The 21,074-nt window shown below is 40.1% G+C and carries 19 protein-coding genes and 1 pseudogene; 4 read left to right on the forward strand and 16 right to left on the reverse strand.

Annotation, left to right across the window (positions count from 1 at the left end; all coding sequences use genetic code 11):
- Window positions 1-52: 52 nt before the first annotated feature.
- Window positions 53-979 (forward strand): ABC transporter ATP-binding protein, encoded by a 927-nt coding sequence (locus tag EAE90_RS07580; protein WP_036783123.1) that lies wholly within the window; start codon window positions 53-55, stop codon window positions 977-979.
- A complete protein-coding gene (locus EAE90_RS07585) occupies window positions 976-1,746 on the forward strand; it encodes an ABC transporter permease (RefSeq protein WP_214052987.1) in 771 nt (256 codons plus the stop codon). The genes EAE90_RS07580 and EAE90_RS07585 overlap by 4 nt, the downstream gene beginning before the upstream one ends.
- Before the next feature lie 116 nt (window positions 1,747-1,862).
- Here EAE90_RS07585 and panD read toward each other — a convergent pair whose 3' ends face one another.
- The 16 genes and pseudogenes from panD to cpmA all read right to left on the reverse strand — a co-directional run bounded on the left by panD (window position 1,863) and on the right by cpmA (window position 15,600).
- On the reverse strand, window positions 1,863-2,243 hold the full coding sequence (gene panD / locus EAE90_RS07590; protein ID WP_214052988.1) for an aspartate 1-decarboxylase: 381 nt from the start codon (window positions 2,241-2,243) through the stop codon (window positions 1,863-1,865).
- Between the two features lie 67 nt (window positions 2,244-2,310).
- Window positions 2,311-3,165 (reverse strand): pantoate--beta-alanine ligase, encoded by an 855-nt coding sequence (gene panC / locus EAE90_RS07595; protein ID WP_214052989.1) that lies wholly within the window; start codon window positions 3,163-3,165, stop codon window positions 2,311-2,313.
- 53 nt (window positions 3,166-3,218) lie between these two features.
- Window positions 3,219-4,010, reverse strand: a complete 792-nt coding sequence (gene panB / locus EAE90_RS07600; protein ID WP_214052990.1) for a 3-methyl-2-oxobutanoate hydroxymethyltransferase — start codon at window positions 4,008-4,010, stop codon at window positions 3,219-3,221.
- 70 nt (window positions 4,011-4,080) lie between these two features.
- The gene (folK, locus tag EAE90_RS07605; RefSeq protein WP_214052991.1) at window positions 4,081-4,596 is read right to left on the reverse strand and encodes a 2-amino-4-hydroxy-6-hydroxymethyldihydropteridine diphosphokinase; all 516 of its coding nucleotides are present in this window, start codon (window positions 4,594-4,596) and stop codon (window positions 4,081-4,083) included.
- A gap of 5 nt (window positions 4,597-4,601) precedes the next feature.
- A complete protein-coding gene (gene pcnB, locus EAE90_RS07610; RefSeq protein WP_214052992.1) occupies window positions 4,602-6,167 on the reverse strand; it encodes a polynucleotide adenylyltransferase PcnB in 1,566 nt (521 codons plus the stop codon).
- An 87-nt stretch (window positions 6,168-6,254) separates the two neighbouring features.
- Window positions 6,255-7,157 carry a tRNA glutamyl-Q(34) synthetase GluQRS gene (gene gluQRS / locus EAE90_RS07615; RefSeq protein ID WP_214052993.1) on the reverse strand — a complete coding sequence of 301 codons (903 nt, stop codon included), beginning with the start codon at window positions 7,155-7,157 and terminating at the stop codon, window positions 6,255-6,257.
- Window positions 7,158-7,219: 62 nt separating this feature from the next.
- Complete coding sequence (dksA, locus tag EAE90_RS07620; protein WP_011145244.1) at window positions 7,220-7,675, reverse strand: RNA polymerase-binding protein DksA; 456 nt, start codon at window positions 7,673-7,675, stop codon at window positions 7,220-7,222.
- A gap of 195 nt (window positions 7,676-7,870) precedes the next feature.
- Window positions 7,871-8,578 carry a DNA/RNA nuclease SfsA gene (gene sfsA, locus EAE90_RS07625; RefSeq protein WP_214052994.1) on the reverse strand — a complete coding sequence of 236 codons (708 nt, stop codon included), beginning with the start codon at window positions 8,576-8,578 and terminating at the stop codon, window positions 7,871-7,873.
- Window positions 8,579-9,080: 502 nt separating this feature from the next.
- Entirely contained in the window at window positions 9,081-9,626 is a 546-nt protein-coding gene (gene cpmH / locus EAE90_RS07630) for a carbapenem biosynthesis protein CpmH (protein ID WP_214052995.1), read from the reverse strand.
- Complete coding sequence (gene cpmG / locus EAE90_RS07635; RefSeq protein WP_011145247.1) at window positions 9,623-10,159, reverse strand: carbapenem biosynthesis protein CpmG; 537 nt, start codon at window positions 10,157-10,159, stop codon at window positions 9,623-9,625. Before cpmG ends, cpmH begins: the two co-directional genes overlap by 4 nt.
- Window positions 10,149-10,997 (reverse strand): carbapenem biosynthesis protein CpmF, encoded by an 849-nt coding sequence (gene cpmF, locus EAE90_RS07640; RefSeq protein WP_214052996.1) that lies wholly within the window; start codon window positions 10,995-10,997, stop codon window positions 10,149-10,151. The genes cpmG and cpmF overlap by 11 nt, the downstream gene beginning before the upstream one ends.
- A 7-nt stretch (window positions 10,998-11,004) precedes the next feature.
- Window positions 11,005-11,259 carry a carbapenem biosynthesis protein CpmE gene (cpmE, locus tag EAE90_RS07645; RefSeq protein ID WP_011144588.1) on the reverse strand — a complete coding sequence of 85 codons (255 nt, stop codon included), beginning with the start codon at window positions 11,257-11,259 and terminating at the stop codon, window positions 11,005-11,007.
- A pseudogene (gene cpmD, locus EAE90_RS07650) lies at window positions 11,246-12,431 on the reverse strand (carbapenem biosynthesis protein CpmD). Before cpmD ends, cpmE begins: the two are co-directional and overlap by 14 nt.
- A 76-nt stretch (window positions 12,432-12,507) precedes the next feature.
- The gene (cpmC, locus tag EAE90_RS07655) at window positions 12,508-13,329 is read right to left on the reverse strand and encodes a (5R)-carbapenem-3-carboxylate synthase (RefSeq protein WP_214052998.1); all 822 of its coding nucleotides are present in this window, start codon (window positions 13,327-13,329) and stop codon (window positions 12,508-12,510) included.
- Window positions 13,330-13,342: 13 nt separating this feature from the next.
- Window positions 13,343-14,092, reverse strand: coding sequence for a carboxymethylproline synthase (gene cpmB / locus EAE90_RS07660; RefSeq protein ID WP_011144585.1), 750 nt, complete (start codon window positions 14,090-14,092; stop codon window positions 13,343-13,345).
- A gap of 2 nt (window positions 14,093-14,094) precedes the next feature.
- A complete protein-coding gene (cpmA, locus tag EAE90_RS07665) occupies window positions 14,095-15,600 on the reverse strand; it encodes a carbapenam-3-carboxylate synthase (RefSeq protein ID WP_214052999.1) in 1,506 nt (501 codons plus the stop codon).
- Between the two features lie 274 nt (window positions 15,601-15,874).
- Here cpmA and hrpB point away from each other — a divergent pair, with 274 nt between their 5' ends.
- Entirely contained in the window at window positions 15,875-18,364 is a 2,490-nt protein-coding gene (hrpB, locus tag EAE90_RS07670; protein ID WP_246550501.1) for an ATP-dependent helicase HrpB, read from the forward strand.
- A gap of 93 nt (window positions 18,365-18,457) precedes the next feature.
- Window positions 18,458-20,917, forward strand: coding sequence for a bifunctional glycosyl transferase/transpeptidase (mrcB, locus tag EAE90_RS07675; RefSeq protein ID WP_214053001.1), 2,460 nt, complete (start codon window positions 18,458-18,460; stop codon window positions 20,915-20,917).
- The last annotated feature ends 157 nt before the right edge of the window (window positions 20,918-21,074 follow it).

Below are 21,074 nucleotides of genomic sequence, written 5' to 3' on the forward strand. Positions count from 1 at the left end.
GTTTCCACATTACACGCAAAGGCGACCAGATAATAAAGGTGTTTTGTAATTTATGACTTATGCATTGGAGTTAACGCAGCTTACTAAGACTTACACTGATGGTGTTAAGGCGCTGCGTGGGATAGACCTGAATGTGGAAGTTGGAGACTTCTACGCATTATTGGGTCCGAATGGTGCAGGGAAGTCCACCACAATCGGCATTATTAGCTCTCTGGTAAATAAAAGCAGCGGTAAGGTTAAGGTATTTGGCTATGATATTGATACTGATATTGTGAATGCTAAACGCCAGTTAGGTCTTGTTCCGCAAGAGTTTAACTTTAATCCGTTTGAGACGGTGTTGCAGATTGTTCTCAATCAGGCTGGTTACTATGGTGTACCGCGAAAAGTGGCGCAAGCCAGAGCGAAAACTTATCTGTCGCAGTTAGATCTGTGGGAAAAACGTAATCAACGAGCGATTCGTTTGTCTGGTGGGATGAAACGACGTCTGATGATTGTACGTGCTTTGATGCATCAGCCTAAGTTATTGATCCTTGATGAACCGACCGCCGGTGTTGATATTGAACTTCGTCGCTCTATGTGGAGTTTTTTGCAACAACTGAATGCTCAGGGAACGACAATTATTCTAACGACTCACTATTTAGAAGAAGCAGAAATGCTGTGCCGTAATATTGGTATTATCCAGCATGGTGAACTCGTGGAAAATACCAGTATGAAAAATTTACTCAGTCGGGTGGAGTCTGAAACATTCTTCTTCGATCTGGCAACGCAAAACCCAACTCTTGAACTGGCAGGATATGATTATCGGTTGCTGGATGCCTCTACTTTGGAAGTGGATGTTCAACGCGGTCAGGGAATAAATAGCGTATTTACCCAATTAAGTGCTCAGGGTATTCATATTCTGAGTATGCGCAATAAAGCGAACCGTCTGGAAGAGTTATTTGTCAGCTTGGTGAATAACAAGCAAGGAGATCGTAAATGATTCAGTTGTACTGGGTGGCGCTAAAAACTATCTGGATTAAAGAAATTACCCGTTTTGGTCGCATCTGGGTACAGACTTTATTACCGCCGGTTATTACCATGTCGCTCTATTTTATTATTTTCGGTAGCTTGATTGGTTCGCGTATTGGAGAAATGGGCGGTGTCGATTATATGCAGTTTATTGTCCCTGGCCTGATTATGATGGCGGTGATTACTAACTCTTATGCTAATGTTTCTTCCTCTTTCTTTGGCGCGAAATTCCAGCGTAGTATTGAGGAATTATTAGTAGCGCCGGTTCCGACACACATAGTTATTGTGGGCTTTGTTGGTGGTGGTGTTGCCCGTGGTGTTTGCGTCGGTATTCTGGTGACATTGGTTTCTCTATTTTTTGTTCCGCTTCATATTCATGCGTGGTGGATGATTGTTGTCACGTTATTGATGACCTCCATTCTGTTCTCACTAGGTGGTTTGTTGAATTCGATTTTTGCTAAGACATTTGATGATATCAGTATTATTCCGACCTTTGTATTAACGCCGCTGACCTACCTTGGTGGAGTGTTTTATTCATTGACATTATTACCCCCATTTTGGCAAGCGGTTTCCAAGCTGAACCCGATCGTTTATATGGTTAGTGGTTTTCGTTATGGTTTCCTGGGAATTACTGATGTTTCTTTGATAATTACATTAAGTGTTTTGACTGCATTTATTGTGGTTTTTTATCTTGCTGCCTGGTATTTAATTGAAACAGGGCGAGGATTGAGGACTTAATTGTAGATTTTGTTGTTATTAAGTGGTGATGAATGGGTAGGGGAAATGCATTTGCAATGTCTTCACAACTGCAATGTCTTCACAACCTACCCATTATTGGGCGCTTAAATTAATATTTAAGCTACCTGAACTGGCACGGCTTTAGCTATACGGCTCATAATATTATCACCGTCGAAGTAAGCGATATTAGGCTTATGGTGACGGGCATCTTCGTTAGGGATTTGTACATATGAGCAAATAATCAGCCTATCACCTGCCGCCGCACGGCGTGCAGCCGCTCCATTAACTGAAATTATTCTAGAACCACGTTCAGCGGCGATAGCATAAGTGGAAAAACGCTCGCCGTTATCCACGTTATAGATATCAATAGCTTCATATTCCAGAATACCGGCTGCATCCATGAAATTCTGATCAATTGCACAGGAACCTTCATAATGCAGATCTGCCTGAGTCACTTTCACTCGGTGCAATTTCCCCTGTAGCATCGTACGCAACATGGTTTTTCTCCTGATTCGATGACGACTTAGAGCCTTTTTGCATCAATAAAGCCTGATACAACGGCGATTATTGGGTTAAATCTACTTGCTGATTATCGATCAAACGGGTCTGCCCTAACCAGGCAGCCATTAGAATAACGGCTTTTTTGCTTTCGGTATTTAACGGCGCCAATGTTTCGGCGTCACGGATAAACAACTCATCAGGTACAAAGCCCGCTTCGTGTAGCTGTGCGGAAGCTTGAGTGAGCAATTGTTCTGTGTGGCGTTCACCTTGTGCCATTTTTTCTGCGATAGATCGCATGATTTTGCTGAGTTCTGGGGCGATTCGATGTTCATCGGCGGTTAAATTGTTATTACGCGAACTGAGAGCCAGGCCATTTTTGTCGCGCACAGTGGGCACTGAAACCAGCGTAATATCATAAGCCAGGTCGGCAATCATTTTGCGAATAAGTTGTAATTGTTGAAAATCTTTTTCGCCAAAGTAGGTTAAATCTGGTTGCACTAGATTGAACAGTTTGCTCACCACAGTTGAAACACCACGGAAATGACCGGGACGACTGGCCCCTTCTAACATAGTGGAAAGCCCAGGAACTTCAACATAGGTCTGATGTTCCATACCATCAGGGTATATTTCCTTATCAGCAGGAGCAAATACCAGATCAACACCGTGTTGATGAAGTTTTTCGCAATCTTCCTGTAAAGTACGGGGATATCTTGCCAGATCATCCTGACGATTAAACTGCATCGGGTTGACGAAAATAGAGACAATCACAATATCTGCTTGCCCTTTGGCTGTATCGACTAACGTCATATGGCCATCGTGCAAGTTACCCATTGTTGGCACCAGTGCAATGCGTTTTCCTTCCTGACGCCAGCGGCGGATTTCACGGCGTAGAATCGGTACAGTTTCGACAATCAGCATTGCTTAATACTCCTTAGTATGTTTGCAGCCTTCGGGCTAACAAGAGGAATTTATTAATAAAATGAGTGTTCTTTACCTGGGTAGGCGCCGCTTTCCACTTGTTCTTTATATAAGCGGATGGCATCACGTATATTTCCTGCGTCTTCAAGGAAGTTTTTCACAAATTTAGGGGGGCTTACTGTAATGCCTAGTACGTCATGCATCACTAAAACTTGCCCGTCAGTTACATTACCTGCGCCAATACCAATTACCGGGATTTGTAATTCATCGGTGATGCGTTTAGCCAAATCAACGGGAACGCATTCTAATACCAGCAGTTGTATGCCCGCTTTTTCCAAGGTAATTGCATCTTTTATCAATTGATTCGCTGATACTTCATCACGTCCTTGAACTTTATAGCCGCCCAGAATATGAACGGACTGGGGAGTTAGCCCTAAATGAGCGCAAACGGGTACTGAACGTTCGGTCAGCGTACTAATGGTATCGTATAACCAGCTACCGCCTTCAAGTTTCACCATGTTAGCGCCAGCACGCATAAGTTTGGCCGCGTTTTCACAACTCTGCTCTGGTGTGGCATAACTCATGAAAGGCATATCGGCAATAATGAAAGTGTAAGGCGCTCCGGCACGGACGCAACGAGTATGATAGACAGTATCTTCAACGGTCACTGGAATGGTGGTATCAGCCCCTTGCACGGTCATACCCAGTGAGTCGCCAACCAGCATGACATCGATACCTTGCTCGGCAAACAGATGGGCAAAGCTGGCGTCATAAGCGGTAATCGTCGCGAATTTACGTTTTTCTTTCTTGAGCTGATTCAGATCAGTCATGGTTATTGGTTTCATTATTTATTTTCCTTCTCCTGCAATTTTTCTTGTTATATACAGAAATCGGCCACGGACTGAACTGAGATCCTTATATGTAATGATTAGAATCAGAGGACTGCGGTTGCAGCCAAAGCGCCAGGCCGTTTTCTGGAATGTGTTTCAGTCTTTCAGATAAAGCTTCCCCATCAGGAAATATGAGATCAGGGGCAATTTCAGCTAACGGGTAGAGCATAAATTCGCGCTGTTTTAGTCCGTAATGAGGCACTGTTAAGCGTTCGGTATTAATCACCTGATCGCCAAACAGCATGATATCCAGATCAAGTGTTCTTGGCCCCCAGCGTTCATCTTTTCTTACTCGTCCTTGAGCCAGTTCAATCGCTTGAGTGTGATTGAGTAATTCTTCCGGTGTTAGCGTGGTCTCCAGTACGACGGCTAAATTCAGAAAATCAGGTTGATTCTGCGGCCCCATCGGCTTAGTACGATACAGTGAGGAACAGGCAATAAATTCTGTTTCCGGTAAATCCTTTAATGCAGCAAGTGCATTTTTTACTTGCTGCATAGGTTCTGCCAGATTGCTGCCAACAGCGATGTAAACACGAGCCATAATGATCAGCCGTTCCTGCTTAGTCTTGGTTTATAGTGACGGCGCGGCCGTGTACGACGACGGACAACCTCGCTGCCCAGGTCGGAAATCATACTTCGTTGCTGTGATGCATTGACTTGCTGAAACTCTCCCCACCAATGGGCAAGCTCTTTTAGCTCATTGCGGTTTTCGACATTGGCTCTGAGTTCCAGCAAATCGTAGGCAGCACGGAATTTAGGGTGCTCCATCAACTTGTTTGCCCGTTTACCATGACGGCGTGGCAGACGTAACTGTAATTGCCAGATATCACGCATGATGGTTGTCAGGCGTTTAGGAATAGCAATGGAGTGGCATTGCTCATCCAGAATATCATTCATAGCCAATGCAAAAGCGTCGTAGTAAGCCAGGCCGCCTTCTTGAGACAGCTTTTCCGCGTGTTCAACCAGTGGATACCAGAGCATCGCGGCGAATAAAAACGCTGGATTAACCCGTTTATCGTTCTGTAACCGGTAATCAGTATTCTTTAAAACTTGATTGACCATACGTTCCATTGGCGAGTCGTTATTTTCGGTGAAATAGCGCTGAACCAATGGGAAAAGTGGTTGAAATAGGCGGTATTCGCGTAGAAGTTGATAAGTACTGTAGCCTTGACCGGTTTGTAAAAGTTTTAGCGATTCTTCAAACAGGCGGGCTGGCGGAATATTACTCAGCAGAAAAGCCAAACGAGAAATCGGTTCGGCGGTATCTTCGCTGATGGTCATATTCAGCTTGCTAGCGAAGCGGATCGCGCGCAGCATTCTTACTGGATCTTCTCGATAGCGAGTTTCAGGATCGCCAATTAAGCGGATAACGCCGGTTTCCAGATCATGAAGACCACCAGCATAATCACGCAGAGAGAAATCATTGATGCCGTAATAGAGGCTGTTTATGGTGAAATCGCGGCGCATAGCATCTTCTTCAATTGATCCGAAGATGTTATCCCGCAGCAGCATACCGCTTTGTGCTTGTTGTGACTGATTTTTATCACCAGAACCCGTTTGTTCATGTGGGCCACGGAATGTTGCGACTTCAATCACTTCCTGACCAAACATAATATGAGCTAAGCGAAAGCGACGACCAACCAGACGGCAGTTGCGAAATAGTTTACGTACCTGTTCTGGTGTTGCATTGGTGGCAATATCAAAATCTTTCGGTTTCGTGCCGAGTAATAAATCCCGGACGCCGCCGCCAACCAGATAGGCTTCAAAGCCGGATTTATTCAGACGGTAAAGAACTTTCAGTGCATTTTCACTGATATCTCTGCGGGAAATACTATGTTGTTCCCGTGGAATTATTGTTATCGATGAATCCGAATGAGGATTCTCCTGTTCAACCTTCCTTTGTATTTCCACATTGGGTGAAGATTGATAGGGGTTTTGGCGATTAGAGTGAAGAGTTACGTACTCTTCCTGAGTAGAACGATTAGATCCGGTGATTGATCCTTCACTGGCTGCCTGTGGTTCGCGGTTATTTTTCCCTTCGCGGATCAATAAGTTACGGCAGAAATTTGCTACTCGGTTAAAAATGGTACACCTCGATAAGTAACTAATCATATAAAACAAATAAAAACAGCGGCTAATCATAGCCTACTGTGTATTTTTTGAGAATGGTTGTTATGACTAACCGTAACTTTATTCACGTTACCTATGTATTTTACCTTGTCGTGGAATTCGATCCAGCTCCCAACGTGCTGTTGCTTTTTCCAACAACTGATCACGAGAAAGGTCTTGCCAGTTTTCTATGACTGGTTGATTAAGGAAAGATAATGCCTCAATCAGTAATGGCCGGGGATCATCCAATGGGATCGGCTGAGCATGATTCTGTTTGGAGAGTTTATTGCCATCCTTATTCAGAGCGAGTGGTAAATGAATATAGTCAGGTATTTTCAGATTTAACTGCTGATAAAGCGCAATCTGACGGACGGTTGGTGCGATCAAATCAGCCCCTCTTACCACCTCGGTCACTCCTTGATAATCATCATCAATAACAACGACCAAATTATAGGCAAATAAACCGTCACGACGGTGAATAATAAAATCTTCCTCGGCCATGACCGGATCGGCGTTCAGATATCCTTGTAATTTATCTTCAAAACCGTAAACCGGATGACGTTGTTTGAATCGAATTGCCGCATGATCAACGGGCAAATTTAATTCACGACAGTTTCTATCATAAAAACCATTAATCTGATGAATACGTTGACGGGTACAGGTGCAGTAATAGCTTAAGCCTTGTTGTTGCAACTGATTAAGGATATGACGGTAAGCCTCATGGCGTTGAGATTGATAGAGAATTTCACCATCCCAATGTAAACCGTAATGCTCAAGCGCATGAAGAATACGGTCGGCAGCACCGGGAACTTCTCTGGGCGGATCAATATCATCAATACGTATCAGCCACTTTCCCTGACAAGCGCGGGCTTGCAAATAGCTGCCAATGGCGGTGATTAATGAACCAAAATGCAGATCACCAGAAGGTGATGGGGCGAAACGCCCAATATAAGAGTGGGGACTATAAGCGTGGGGACGTTCAGATTTTATCATATGGGGATCAGTGGCGTTGTTTATACGGCGCCATGAAGACGCCGTATTTGGAACACCATTAATTAGCCAGCCATCTGTTTTTCACGGATTTCGGCCAGAGTTTTACAATCAATACACAAATCTGCGGTTGGACGGGCTTCCAAACGACGGATGCCGATCTCAATGCCACAGGATTCACAAAAACCAAAATCGTCATCTTCGACTTTTTTCAGGGTTTTCTCGATCTTCTTAATCAATTTACGCTCACGATCGCGGTTACGTAATTCAAGACTGAATTCTTCTTCCTGCGCCGCACGGTCAACTGGATCAGGGAAGTTCGCTGCCTCATCTTGCATATGAGATACAGTACGATCTACTTCATCCCTGAGTTGATTGCGCCATGCTTCAAGAATTAGCTTGAAATGCGCCAACTGGGCATCGTTCATGTATTCTTCACCTGGCTTTTCTTGGTAAGGTTCTACCCCAGCGATGGCGAGAATGCTTAAGGACGAGGTTTTACGTTTTTGCCCTTCTTGCATAATACTTCTCCTACACACGCACTATCAAACAAACCCCTAGCGGGGAAAAAAACAGGCCGCTATAAATAGCAGATGGAGCATGGGTTGGCAATTGTTCCTGCCATTAGTTTCACAATGGTGTGGAAGCAAATGTATTGCATGCCTTTACACCTTGTACAACTTGGCTGCAAATAATTAGGTAAATCGATAAATTAATCATTTTAGTACAAAAGTTAACTTATCGCCTAAAATCATCCCTTTTCCTGTCATGTTGGCCTGGTAACAGATAACTTCGACCCCAGAATTTCGCGCTTGTTCCAAAAGAGATGAATAATTATGATCAATATGTGCCGCCGCCGCGACCTGCCTGATGCCAGAATGCAAGACCGCGAAAAATAAAACCGCCCTTTGCCCTTGTTCTGCTATGTGTTGCAATTCCCGTAGGTGTTTTTGCCCGCGGGTCGTGACAGCATCAGGGAAATAGCCACAATTTTCCTGGAGAAGCGTCACTGATTTCACTTCAATGTAGCAATTAACTTGCTGTTCTGCCTGTAATAGCAGATCTATCCGGCTGTTCTCTGCGCCATATTTTACTTCCCGACTGATTTTTTTATATTCAGAAAATTCTGGAATAGCATTTTGTGCAATGGCCTCAGCGACTAAATCATTTGCTCTGAGCGTATTGACGCAAATCCAGTGACCATCCTGCGTTGCTGTTAATTCCCAACTGTTGGGGTATTTGCGCTTAGGATTATCAGAGGTGGAATACCAAACCGTATCCCCCGGTGTCGCGCAGCCGGTCATTGCGCCCGTATTGGCACAGTGGATGGTCAGTGTTTCACCTTCCGGTGTGATGACATCAGCCAGGAAGCGTTTATAACGACGAATTAGCGTGGCGGATTGTAAGGGTGGATGGAATTCCATAAAAACTCCTTGATGACTGATGGCATAAGATTGAAGCAGGCAATGCTACAATGTTCTTTCAGTCGACCAAAACATCTTTCCACAACATTTCGTCTTATGGTCGAATTTTACCTGTCTATCTGACCGGGATTTTTCGTTTGATTTATACCCGTCATCTTTCAAGTTGCCTCTTTGTTGGCTGCACTCACTCACCCCGGTCACATCGTTATCTATGCTCCCGGGGATTCGCTCCCTTGCCGTCGCGATGCATCTTGAAATCCATTGGGTATATACGGAATTATCACTTTTATTCCCTGATTTTTTTAATCGGCTACGTAATGATTGGCTGGAGTAATCTTTATCCGAAATAACTGCTTTTGAACGATGTTTCATAAAATTGTTTTTATGCTGAATACCAAGACTATCCAGCAGGTGTAATGTATATTTAGTCGAATCTGCCATTAAATAGTTATTTAACGGAGTGTACTATTCCGTTGTTTCTGAACCCTATTATTGCTTAAAATTAGTAAAGAATTTCAAGTTGAATAGGATCACTTATTATTTTAATAATCCCAGTGTCAGATTTTTCAAATTCAATTTGATATTTTTCATTGTCAATGCCTGTGATAATATTATCTAGATAAGAATATGCAAACCTTATTGATTTGTTCTTAGCCCATTCAGGTAATAAGTGTACATAGTAGTTAAAAACTATAAATCCTCTTTTTTTATTTATGTAATTTATATTTAGAATGTCTTTTAACATCATTCTACCGTAACAAAAATCACCATTTTTATTAAATTCTTTTTTCCCTAAATTGGTTAAATTCCATAATTTATTTTTTCCTCTTTTAAAATCCAACTTTACTAATCCAGCATCAACAAGAGATTCCATGTTCGCATTAGCCCATATAGAATCTTCATTAATTGATACTGGCCATTCAGTCTCACCTAGGCATAATAATATTTTATCGTCAATTTTTTTTTGTATTTTTTTTCTAAAAGATTCATTTTCTCCTGAATGACAAAAAAAAGATAAAAAAACAAAAAAAAATAAAAAAAATTTCATAAACTACACTCCATATTATATTCTGTCATGGCATCACTAACATTTTTATATTTTTTCTTTGTAAGATAGGATTTAGTATAATCCCAATAATAATTTGAAATACCAGGCACTTCATTGTTATATTTTATATCATATTTAATAAATTCTACTGGGTATTCTCCAAATATGTCATCATCATTATTTTTTTTGCGAAAAAAAATAATATAATAAACTCCATTTTTTACCCTTAGCTCGTAATCTTGTATTTTTATTTCAGAAGCAGATAATTTAAAATCAAACCAAGTAAAACCAGTATCATTTGGGAGTGGAACTATATTAAATTTCCCATTTTTATTTTTTATAAAAACAGTTAATGTGTTACTTGGATGAGATGTATTGTTTTCAAATTTGGCATAAAAAATTACATCTTTTTTTCCATCACCATTCAAATCTATAAGATTGATTCCATCCTTTAGATTTACCTTATTTCCGCAATGAGAAAATGCCTCAAAAGAGAAAAGTAAAATAAAAATAAGGTAAAATTTATTTTTCATTTAAATAGCTCCTAACTAATCTAAATCCAACATCTGGCATAATATATCCTGAACTATGGTTATCACAACTGGATAAGCTGTTTGCATGGGAAAGATAACTTCCACCACAAAAATAGTACAACTTAACTGTACCAAGTTCATAACTATCATAGACCCATTCAGAAACATTTCCACTCATATCGTATAAATCTAAGTCGTTTGGAGATAATTTACCTACAACCTGTGTTCCAAAATTACTTGTATTAAACTCTGGATACCATGCCACCTTCTTAGAATCATTGCTTCCAGAGTGATAGTATCCATATCTTCCTAATCGTAAGGCAGGCTTTCCGCCCCTTGCTGCAACATGCCATTCATTTAAGGTAGGTAAACGATAGCCATTAGCGTTTGTATTTATAAAGATCTCTAAATTTTTGTCTTTTTTTCTAATAATTTTATTTCCTTTTTGAAAATATACTGGAGTGAGTTTTAATTTCTCACTTAATGCATTTGAAAAAAGAATGGTATCTAACCATTTAATACTAGTCACAGGATGCCTGCCTTCATCCTGCTCAGGAGGAAGGCAATCTTCATAATGTGCCCCATTACATCCATCATCAAAATCATAACCATTTAATATAGCCCATTCATATACCTCTTTATATTCTGAATAAGTAACTTCATTCTTCATGATATAAAAAGAATTTAATGTAACATTAGAATGAGATTCATAATTTTGAGCGCCAAACACACTACCAACGTAAAAATCACCGCCTTCAACAAAGCTGAGTTTCATGTTATCAAATGAATATGCTTTTGATGACATTATTATAGATAAAAACAAATAAATATATTTCATTTTTTTCCTATATTTCAATGTTGCTTTTCGGGTATGAGCAGCAAGTCAATATATATCCAGAAGATATTTTATCTCTAGATATTCCACCAGAATGATCTAAGTTAACTTCACCAGAAATAAGCTTTACTTGACATTTTCCACAATATCCAGAAGCGCAATGATATTTTAATTTAACTCCATTCTTATAAGCACATTTCAAAATCGTTTCATTCGATGATATATCAAAAGAATCATTTCCAATTTTTAATTTAAAGACATCCATTTTTATCTCCCATATTTTTTTAATCTTAAAATAATCTCTTTCATTATCTTTTTGTTTTCTGTAACAAAGGTATCTGAAGCCACTGCATTTTCATTTATCCTTCTTAATAAATATGGCAATGATTTATCAATTGGCCCATATGGCAAATATTTACACGTCCTAATACCATTGTAAGCTAGTTTTGATGAAATATGATCTCCAATCCCGTACAATTGTCCAATCCAAAATGATTTATTTTTTAATTCATTCTTATTTAATATGATTGATATACTATTTTCATTATGAGTTGCAAAAAAAGGATAAAAATACTCAATTCTTTTTGATATGTATTCAACTAAATAATTATAATTTAAATCAGTCTCTTCTTTATTAAAAAAAAATGTTCCAATTGATTTTTCTTTATTTTTAATCTCTTCTTCTAAATAAGCTCCTCTAACAATCTTAATACCAACTTTAATGTTATTATCAATAGCAATTTTATGTAGTAACATCAGAAGATCAATGGATTCTTTTTTGTAGGATTGTATTGTTAATGTTATAATAGGTAATATTTTATTGTGTTTAATAATGCTATCTATGACAATCTTGTCTACTGCCGCCTGAATCCAAGATTGCTCTGCATCAATCATAACTTTAACTGATTTAATTTCTGCATAATGAAATATTTTTTCATAACGTTCTAATATCCTACTCCAAGAATTAATTTTTTCTCCAAAAAAATTCCAACCTCTCATTTTTTCTTCATAAAGATGAATATCTCCTAGTGATGAAGGCTTAATGGCAACATATGGTATATTGGACTCTTTGCTAGCGAGATCAATTAATTTTAATGTTGACTCTAGCGCATTATCAAAGAAAATTTCGTCGTTTTTCCCTTCAATTGCATAATCTAATATGCTATGAATATTATTTTTTGATAGAAAAATCACATTAGCCTTTGCTTCATCTATACTTTCACCACCAAAATAAACCCCATTTAAAAACCTAATAAAAAACTTATTTTTTTTATTTAAAATAAATCTCATCATCCATAAAGAAATTTTTTTTGTGATTTTATTTGTTAACAATAAAGTTACAAAAAACTTAAGAAAAAGGGTTGATATACTATATCTAGAATACAGTGATGTTTCGTCTTTAAAAACTTTATTATTGTTTGATTTTTTATTAGCCATTATTTGTAATTTCTATAGTTATAACAACTCATATGTCACTTTATTTTTACCTCCCCTTCTATGAAGGGGGAGGAATTTAAATATCAGCAGTTTGCCCACGGTAAAGACGACGAACGATATTATCGTCATCAAATTCTTCCCTTTCATGAATAACTCTTCTGTTATCCATTATAATTAAATCACCTCTTTCCCAATAATGCTTATAATAATAGCGGGGGTTTTTCATAAATTCAGTAAGCTCAGCAAAAAATCTCTTTGTTTCTTCATCTGTGAACCCAACAATTCTTGGCTCCCAGCTGGCTGGTTGTCCCTCATCGAATGGAAAATATATTAGCATTTTTCTCACCCATCCAAGGTCAGTAAATACAGGAACTTGAAACCATCCAGCAGGAGATACATCTACATAGTAGCCATATTCCAGAACCCTTACTTCAAAAATTTCATTTTCTAAAACATGTAATAAATGCTTAGGCATTTCTTTGCATGCAAGAACATGATCACAAACAGTAGTTGCTCCTCGAAACTTCATGTTTTTTATTTCTGCGGCATATAAAAAAACCTGATCTACTTGCGATAACAATAACCCACCATCAGCATGAAATGGGAGTTGTCCACGTCCAGTGACAACTTTTCCTTTTTCGCCCTCAAGTTTTAATGTATCACGATACCCAAAACCAACATCTATTTTTTCATCTGCATATTCAACTATTGTTCCATATTTGCTGTATATATCACGAAATTCATCAGCATTAAGGTTTATTTTATTGACTACAACAAAGCCTTGCCTCATTAGAAGATTTTTAATTTCTTCAGCAGAAACTTTCAAAAAATCATCTGCACTAATGTTAGCACCAAAACCTGACTTCATTATTGGCGACCATTGTAAATTTTTATTCATTTAATTATCCTTATTAATATTTCTCACCAAGTACTTTTTTAAAATGCTTTTGAGAATCTCTAGAGCCAAACGAATTTTTATGAACTAATTTTGATTCTTTTCTGCTATCTTCCAAGATATCAACGAATTTTTTGTTCATAAATTTTTTTGTGTTTAAGTATGCTGTTTTCGGATATGTTGCTAGTAAATTAGCGCGTTCTATTGCTGTTTCTAAAAGAATTTCTTTATCTATTACCTGATTTGCAATATTGTATTCAATACACATTTCTGATGAAATCTCTTCGCATTCAAATACAATTTTTTTCATTATATTATGTCCATGTGTAAAACTAAGTATAGCTGCACCTACAGAACAACCAATACCGTGTTTTAATTCAGGCATTATAAATTTAGCTTCACTTGATACAATTCTTTGGTCAAACATTAAAGAAAATTGAAATCCCATTCCTATAGCATAACCATCTACCGCAGCTACTGTTGGTTTGTTTACGTTTAAAACAGCACAATATAGATCAATCACTCTATCTATCCAACGTTCCACACTTTCTCCTGATAGATTTTTAACTTCACTGAAATCTCCCCCTGAAGAAAAAGAACGATTCTCCCCACCATAAACAACAATGGCTTTAACATTGTCATCTTGATCAGCTTTAATTAAAGATTTTTTAATTGAGTTTTCTAAACTTTCACTAAATGGATTATGCTTATTTTCATGGTTAAGAATAATTACCCTAATTGAGCTAAAATCTCTTTCTATTACCATATCTAATTCCTTCTTATGATTTCACACAACTTGGTTGAATTTGCTTCCTCAATTGACAATCTTCCTGTCAAAAATTCTTTATATATAGAATAACTAAACCTTGTTTTATCTTGATAGTTATTTACTTCAGTTCCTATCATTGTTGCAAAAGATTTATTAACAGATGATCCTTCATGAATACCTATTTTTTTTCTCCACACTATTTCTTTTGGGAGGATATTTATACTATTTGCATACTCTCGTAAAATATTTTTAACTTCGTTATCTCTTATTTTAAAGTATGGTTCCAAATTATGACATAAAGATATAAGATTATTAGTCCAAAATGGATGATAAACATTCAACCCATAATTTCCTGCTCCATGAGTTGAAAATTCTCCTGTCCATTTAGTTCTATAAACTTGCTCAGACAATATTTTATTTGGTTCAATATAGGATTTTTCGGGGTCTAATATACCCCCAAATAATAAATCAGAACCATATCCTGTTATCAATGAATTAACTTTTCCTTTTGCTAATTCATAAACATTAAATAATCCTGATTGAATCTCAGAAGATAATCCGTCAAATATTTCATTATAATAAATAGCTTTTACTACACCTGATATAACTTCATCTTCACTAAGAATTTTAACTTCGTGCTCTGTACCAAGATAATCAGAAACAATTTTAGAAAATTCAAATTCATTGCTTAATTCTGTTCCTATAGACCATGTTTTTACTTTATCAAAATACTTTGATGCTAAAGCAGTAACTAAACTCGAATCTAACCCTCCTGATAGTGGAACACCTATAATTTCATTATTTTTAGATAACCGGGAAATAGAGTTTCTCAAATCAGAATCAATTATTTCAAGAAGAACACTTTCTTTTATATCAAAAGAATTTTCCTCTACAGGAGATATTACATATTCAACTTCCAAATGAAGATATCTCTGTTCATCAAATGTTAATTTATTTATTGTACCAGGCTTTAATCTGGACACATTTCTTATTGGTGAAAAATTATCTGGTTTTAGTGAGTTCTTAATAACTTCGCTTTCAGGTTTGAAATCAAAAGCTTTATCTCCCTCTACCTTACCAACAATCTTCAAACTATTAGTAATCCAAATCAAATCTGTCTGTACTAAATTTACTAAATTTAATCCTCTAGACTCTGTTATTACTTCTATATTTCCCTTTTTATCCTCAATAAAAAGGCAATAATCCCCTTCTGCTATAGAAATAATGGAATTGCCAAATTTTTCTCTAATTAATAATAAAACCTCCACATCGCTAAGCACACCAGCTCTTCCTTCTATTTTTCCAAGAATGAATCTGATGGTAGATATGTTATATATATTACCAATTAAAAAAGCAGTATATCTTTCACTTTTAAATTTAGATACATTTGTTGTATTACGGAAGAGTATTCTTCCGGTAGATAACTCATCAAATTGAAACTCATTTGTTAATTCATTTAAATTTTTATCAAAACCATATTTGACAAAGCAAAATTCAGAGCCCAATTTTAAACTCCTTTCATAACTTTGTAAAAATAATTAAGAATCTAGGTAATTAAAAGATTAGCACATTAAATGAATTTATCAATGTATTTGGCGTTAAAATTAAAATTATTTATATATCTAATCTAACTATTTATTTTTAAAAACAGAAACCGCAATATTACTGTATCAATGGCAATTATGCATGATTATATTCTCTCTGTACCCTGTATTGGCATAGTGGATAGAATTTCATAAAAACGCCTTAATGACGGATGGCATAAGATTGAAGCAGGCAATGCTACAATGCAGGCGGTTGAAAGTTAACTTTCTTTGGTATGGAGTATTTGTGTCTTTATTGCCTGTATATGAGATCGTCGAACCTGTCCTGAGTGCGTTGAAAAATTCACAACAGGTCCTGCTTCATGCTCCGGCCGGTGCCGGGAAATCGACGGCTTTGCCATTGGAAATTTTGAAAAAGGCCGATTTTTCTGGGCGTATCATAATGTTAGAACCACGGCGAATTGCCGCTCGCAGTGTTGCCAATCGCCTTGCAGCTCAATTGAATGAAAATACCGGGCAGACTGTGGGGTACCGGATGCGTTCAGAAACGAAAGTGAGTACAACCACTCGCCTTGAAGTGGTAACGGAAGGCATTCTAACCCGTATGTTGCAGCAAGATCCCATGCTGACAGGGGTTTCTCTGGTGATTCTGGATGAATTCCATGAGCGCAGTTTGCAGGCCGATTTGGCGCTGGCGTTGTTGCTGGATGTACAGGCAGGTCTGCGGGATGATCTGCGAATTTTGATCATGTCAGCTACCTTGGATAATCAGCGGCTCTGTTCTTTATTACCTGATGCGCCAGTGGTGACTTCTCAAGGGCGAAGCTTTCCTGTCACCAGACATTATTATCATTTGCCTGCTCATCAACCTTTTGAACAGAGTGTAGCTACCGTTGTATTGCGGTTACTCCAACAGGAGCAAGGTTCTATGCTGTTGTTCTTGCCGGGTAGCGGAGAAATTCAACGGGTATTTGGGTTTCTTAGCGGGAAAGTTGCTGAGGACACCGATTTGTGCCCGTTATACGGTGCGTTGTCATTGGCTGAGCAACAAAAAGCGATCGAACCTTCATCATGTGGACGCCGTAAAGTTGTTTTGGCGACTAACATTGCGGAAACCAGCTTAACGATTGAAGGTATCCGGTTGGTGGTTGATAGCGGCCTTGAACGCACAACGTGTTTTGAACCTAAAAATGGGCTGACTCGCCTGATCACTCAACGCATCAGTCAAGCTTCTATGACACAACGAGCGGGTCGAGCAGGCCGATTGGAAGCCGGAATTTGTTGGCACCTATTCAGTCAAGAACAGGCAGAAAGAGCGGCAGAACATAGTGAACCTGAAATTCTGAATGCTGATCTCAGTAGCTTATGGCTCTCCTTATTGCAGTGGGGGTGCCATGATATCTCCCAATTGCACTGGCTGGATATTCCCCCTGCGGCGGCTCTGGCGGTGGCTAAATCGCTGTTATTACAGTTAGGTGCAGTCAATAACAATGGTCAGTTAACGTCCAGAGGCAGAAAAATGGCGGAATCCGGCAGTGATCCGCGCCTGGCTGCGATGTTATGTGCAGGATTGGAACAAGGGGCCGACATGTTGGCAACTGCCGCTATGTTGAGCGCGATTCTGGAGGAACCGCCCCGTGGTGGTCAGCCGGATATCACGTACTGGGTTGAGCAGCGACAAGCTCATTGGTTACGGCGGGCAAAGCAGTTAGCTAGAAATATGGGCGATCATTTTGGTGAGCCAGACAGCGGACTTGCCGCACCGCTATTAGCCCAAGGTTTTCCTGACAGAATAGCCAAAAATCGGGATAAGGGAGGGCGTTTTCAACTGGCGAATGGTCTGGGAACGATAATCGATGATGAAGAAAAGTTATCTGGCGAATCGTGGCTGGTGGTTCCTTCATTATTACAAAACAGCAGGAATCCTGATGCGCGTATTTTGCTGGCTTGTCCTTTGGATATTGAACCTCTGATACAGCAACAACCGAATTTATTCAGCGAGCAGAGTGTTGTTGAATGGGATAATAACAAAGGGACGTTACAGGCTTGGAAGCGGTTGCAATGTGGCAGCTTGACAGTAAAAGCCCAACGATTGACAAAGCCTTCCGATGAGCAATTACAACAGGCTCTGCTAAACTGGTTACGCAGTGAGGGATTACATGAACTGAACTGGTCACTTGCGGCAATTCAGTTGTGCATCCGTATCCAATGTGCGGCCAAATGGTTGCCTGAAATGCAGTGGCCGACAGTAGATAATGAAGCATTAATGGCTTCTCTGGATGATTGGTTGATGCCGTTCCTTACTGGTGTGCGTGATTTGAAAGGGCTGAAACAGATTGATTTGTCACCGGCGCTGGAAAATTTGCTGGATTGGCAACAACAGCAGTGTCTGGATAATGAACTGCCTATTTATTACACTGTCCCTACCGGCAGTCGGATAGCAATCCGTTATTTCAGTGATAAACCGCCGGTATTATCAGTTCGGATACAGGAAATGTATGGTGAGCGGCAAAGCCCATCTCTGGCAAAAGGGCGGGTAACACTGGTGCTTGAACTACTATCACCCGCCCAAAGGCCATTGCAGATCACACAGGATTTGGCTGCTTTTTGGCAAGGATCCTATCGTGAAGTGCAAAAAGAGATGAAAGGGCGTTATCCAAAACATTTATGGCCGGATGATCCGGCGAATACGGTACCGACTCGGCGGACAAAAAAATATTCGTAATAGAGTTTAACCCTTGTTTTTGTCGGCGAATAAATTCATTAAAAAATATGAAAACCCAATAAGAGAATCTGAGCGGTTTTGGAGAATTTTGGAATGTCTGGTGAAGATCGTCAACCAATTGGACGTAAAGGCAAAAAAGGGGTATCTCGCCATAAACGGCCATTAAAAAGGCGATATAGGTTGGATGATGATGATATTGGTTATGAAGATGATGACTACGATGATGAAGAGGATCAACCCATGACAACGACAGGAAAGTATTCTCGTCCACCTAAGAAAAAGTGGCGTTGGTTCTGGTTGTTATTCAAGATATTTATTATTTTTGCCGTAATACTGGCGGCTTATGGTGTCTATCTGGATGCCAAAATCCGCGATCGCATTGATGGAAAAGTCTGGGAGTTACCGGCGGCAGTCTATGGCCGCATGGTCAATCTTGAACCGGGCATGAACTACAGTAAGAAAGAGATGGTACACCTGCTAGAAGGGATGCAGTATCGCCAGGTGACAAAAATTACCCGTCCTGGAGAGTTTTCTGTCAGAGGTGAAACCATTGAAATGTTACGCCGTCCGTTTGATTTCCCTGACAGCAAAGAGGGGCAGATCCACGCTCTGCTGACTTTCAGCGATAACCGTTTGGCAGGGATCGAAAATCTGGAAAACCAGCGTCAGTTTGGGTTCTTCCGTCTTGATCCGAAGCTGATTACCATGTTGCAGTCCCCCAATGGGGAGCAGCGGTTATTTGTGCCACGTTCTGGTTTCCCGGAGTTATTGGTTAACACTTTGCTGGCGACGGAAGATCGCCATTTCTATCAACATGATGGCATCCGTATTCTTTCCATTGGGCGTGCAGCACTGGCTAACTTGACTGCCGGGCGGACGGTTCAGGGGGGAAGTACCCTGACGCAGCAATTGGTGAGAAACCTGTTCCTGACCAATGAACGTACTTTGGTGCGCAAAGCCAATGAAGCCTATATGGCTGTGCTGATGGATTATCGTTACAGCAAAGATCGAATTCTCGAACTGTATCTGAACGAAGTTTATTTAGGCCGAAGTGGTGACGGGGAGATCCGAGGATTTCCGTTGGCGAGCCTCTACTATTTTGGTCGTCCCGTGGATGAATTGAGTTTAGATCAACAGGCGTTGCTGGTTGGTATGGTGAAAGGCGCTTCACTCTATAATCCGTGGCGTAATCCTAAACTCACTCTCCAGCGTCGTAATGTGGTGCTCAAGCTGTTACAAAACCAGCAAATTATTGATGAAGATCTTTATAAGTTATTAAGTGCTCGTCCACTAGGGGTAAAACCGAAAGGTGGCGTTATTACTCCACAACCGGCGTTTATGCAGCTTGTTCGTAAGGAGTTGCAGGACCGACTGGGGGATAAAGTAAATGATCTGTCCGGCGTAAAAATCTTCACTACTTTGGACCCGGTATCTCAGGATGCGGCTGAAAATGCAGTAGAAGAGGGGATTGCCAGCCTGAGAAAAACCCGCAAAATTGCTGACCTTGAAGGGGCAATGGTGATTGTCGATCGCATCAGTGGTGAAATCAGAGCGATGGTTGGTGGTTCTCAACCTCAATATGCTGGATTTAACCGAGCGATGATGGCGCGTCGTTCAATTGGTTCACTGGCAAAACCTTCGACTTATTTGGCGGCATTGAGTGAACCTGATCAATATCGATTGAATACCTGGCTGTCGGATGAACCTCTTGCGGTAAAACAGCCGAACAGCAAGGTTTGGGAACCGAGAAATTACGACCGCCGTTTCCGTGGGCGTGTCATGTTGATAGATGGGCTGGCAAATTCATTGAATATTCCTACGGTGAACCTTGGATTAGCGGTTGGTCTTGATCATGTCAGCAACACATTGATTCGGCTTGGCGTACCGGAGGAAGTGATTCAACAGGTTCCGGCCATGTTACTGGGTTCTCTTAGCTTGACGCCGTTAGAAGTAGCGCAGGAATACCAGACAATGGCGAGTGGCGGCAACCGTGCGACGCTTTCCGCGTTACGTTCTGTCATCGCGGAGGATGGTACCGTGATATATCAGAGTTACCCACAGGCTGAACGGGCTGTACCGGCTCAGGCGGCTTATCTGACGCTATATGGTATGCAGCAGGTGGTGGCGAATGGAACTTCTCGTTCTCTGAACGCTAAGTTTGGTCGTTATAATCTGGCGGGTAAAACGGGTACCACCAATGATCTGCGTGATAGCTGGTTTGCCGGAATCGATGGTAAAGAGGTGGTGATAGCATGGGTTGGCCGCGATAACAACGACCCGACCAATCTGACCGGTGCTACAGGGGCGTTGAATGTGTATCGCCGTTATCTGGAAAATCAGACGCCGCTGATGTTGAATAATATTCCACCGGAAGGCATTGTCGATATGGCGGTTAATCAGGATGGCAGCTTTAGCTGTAGTGGCAGTGGTTGGCGAACATTACCGGTTTGGACTTATGATCCACAGAGTTTGTGCCAGCAAACAGCGGTATCAGCACCGGTTCAACAGCAAGAAGAAGCACCGGGCTGGTTGCGAGAGATGTTTGGTCAATAATAAATATTTGATGAGATAAATGACTAGGCGCTGATCTTTATGGTCAGCGTTTTTATTTTCTGAGTTTAACGGCTTCCTCAACATATCGAACCATTATCTTTTCGACTTTACATTATTATCGCAATGGCGGTGATTATCTGTTTATGTTATCAAGTTG

Origin of the sequence: Photorhabdus caribbeanensis (assembly GCF_018448885.1) — a bacterium.
In the GTDB taxonomy this organism is placed as follows: Bacteria; Pseudomonadota; Gammaproteobacteria; order Enterobacterales; family Enterobacteriaceae; genus Photorhabdus; species Photorhabdus caribbeanensis.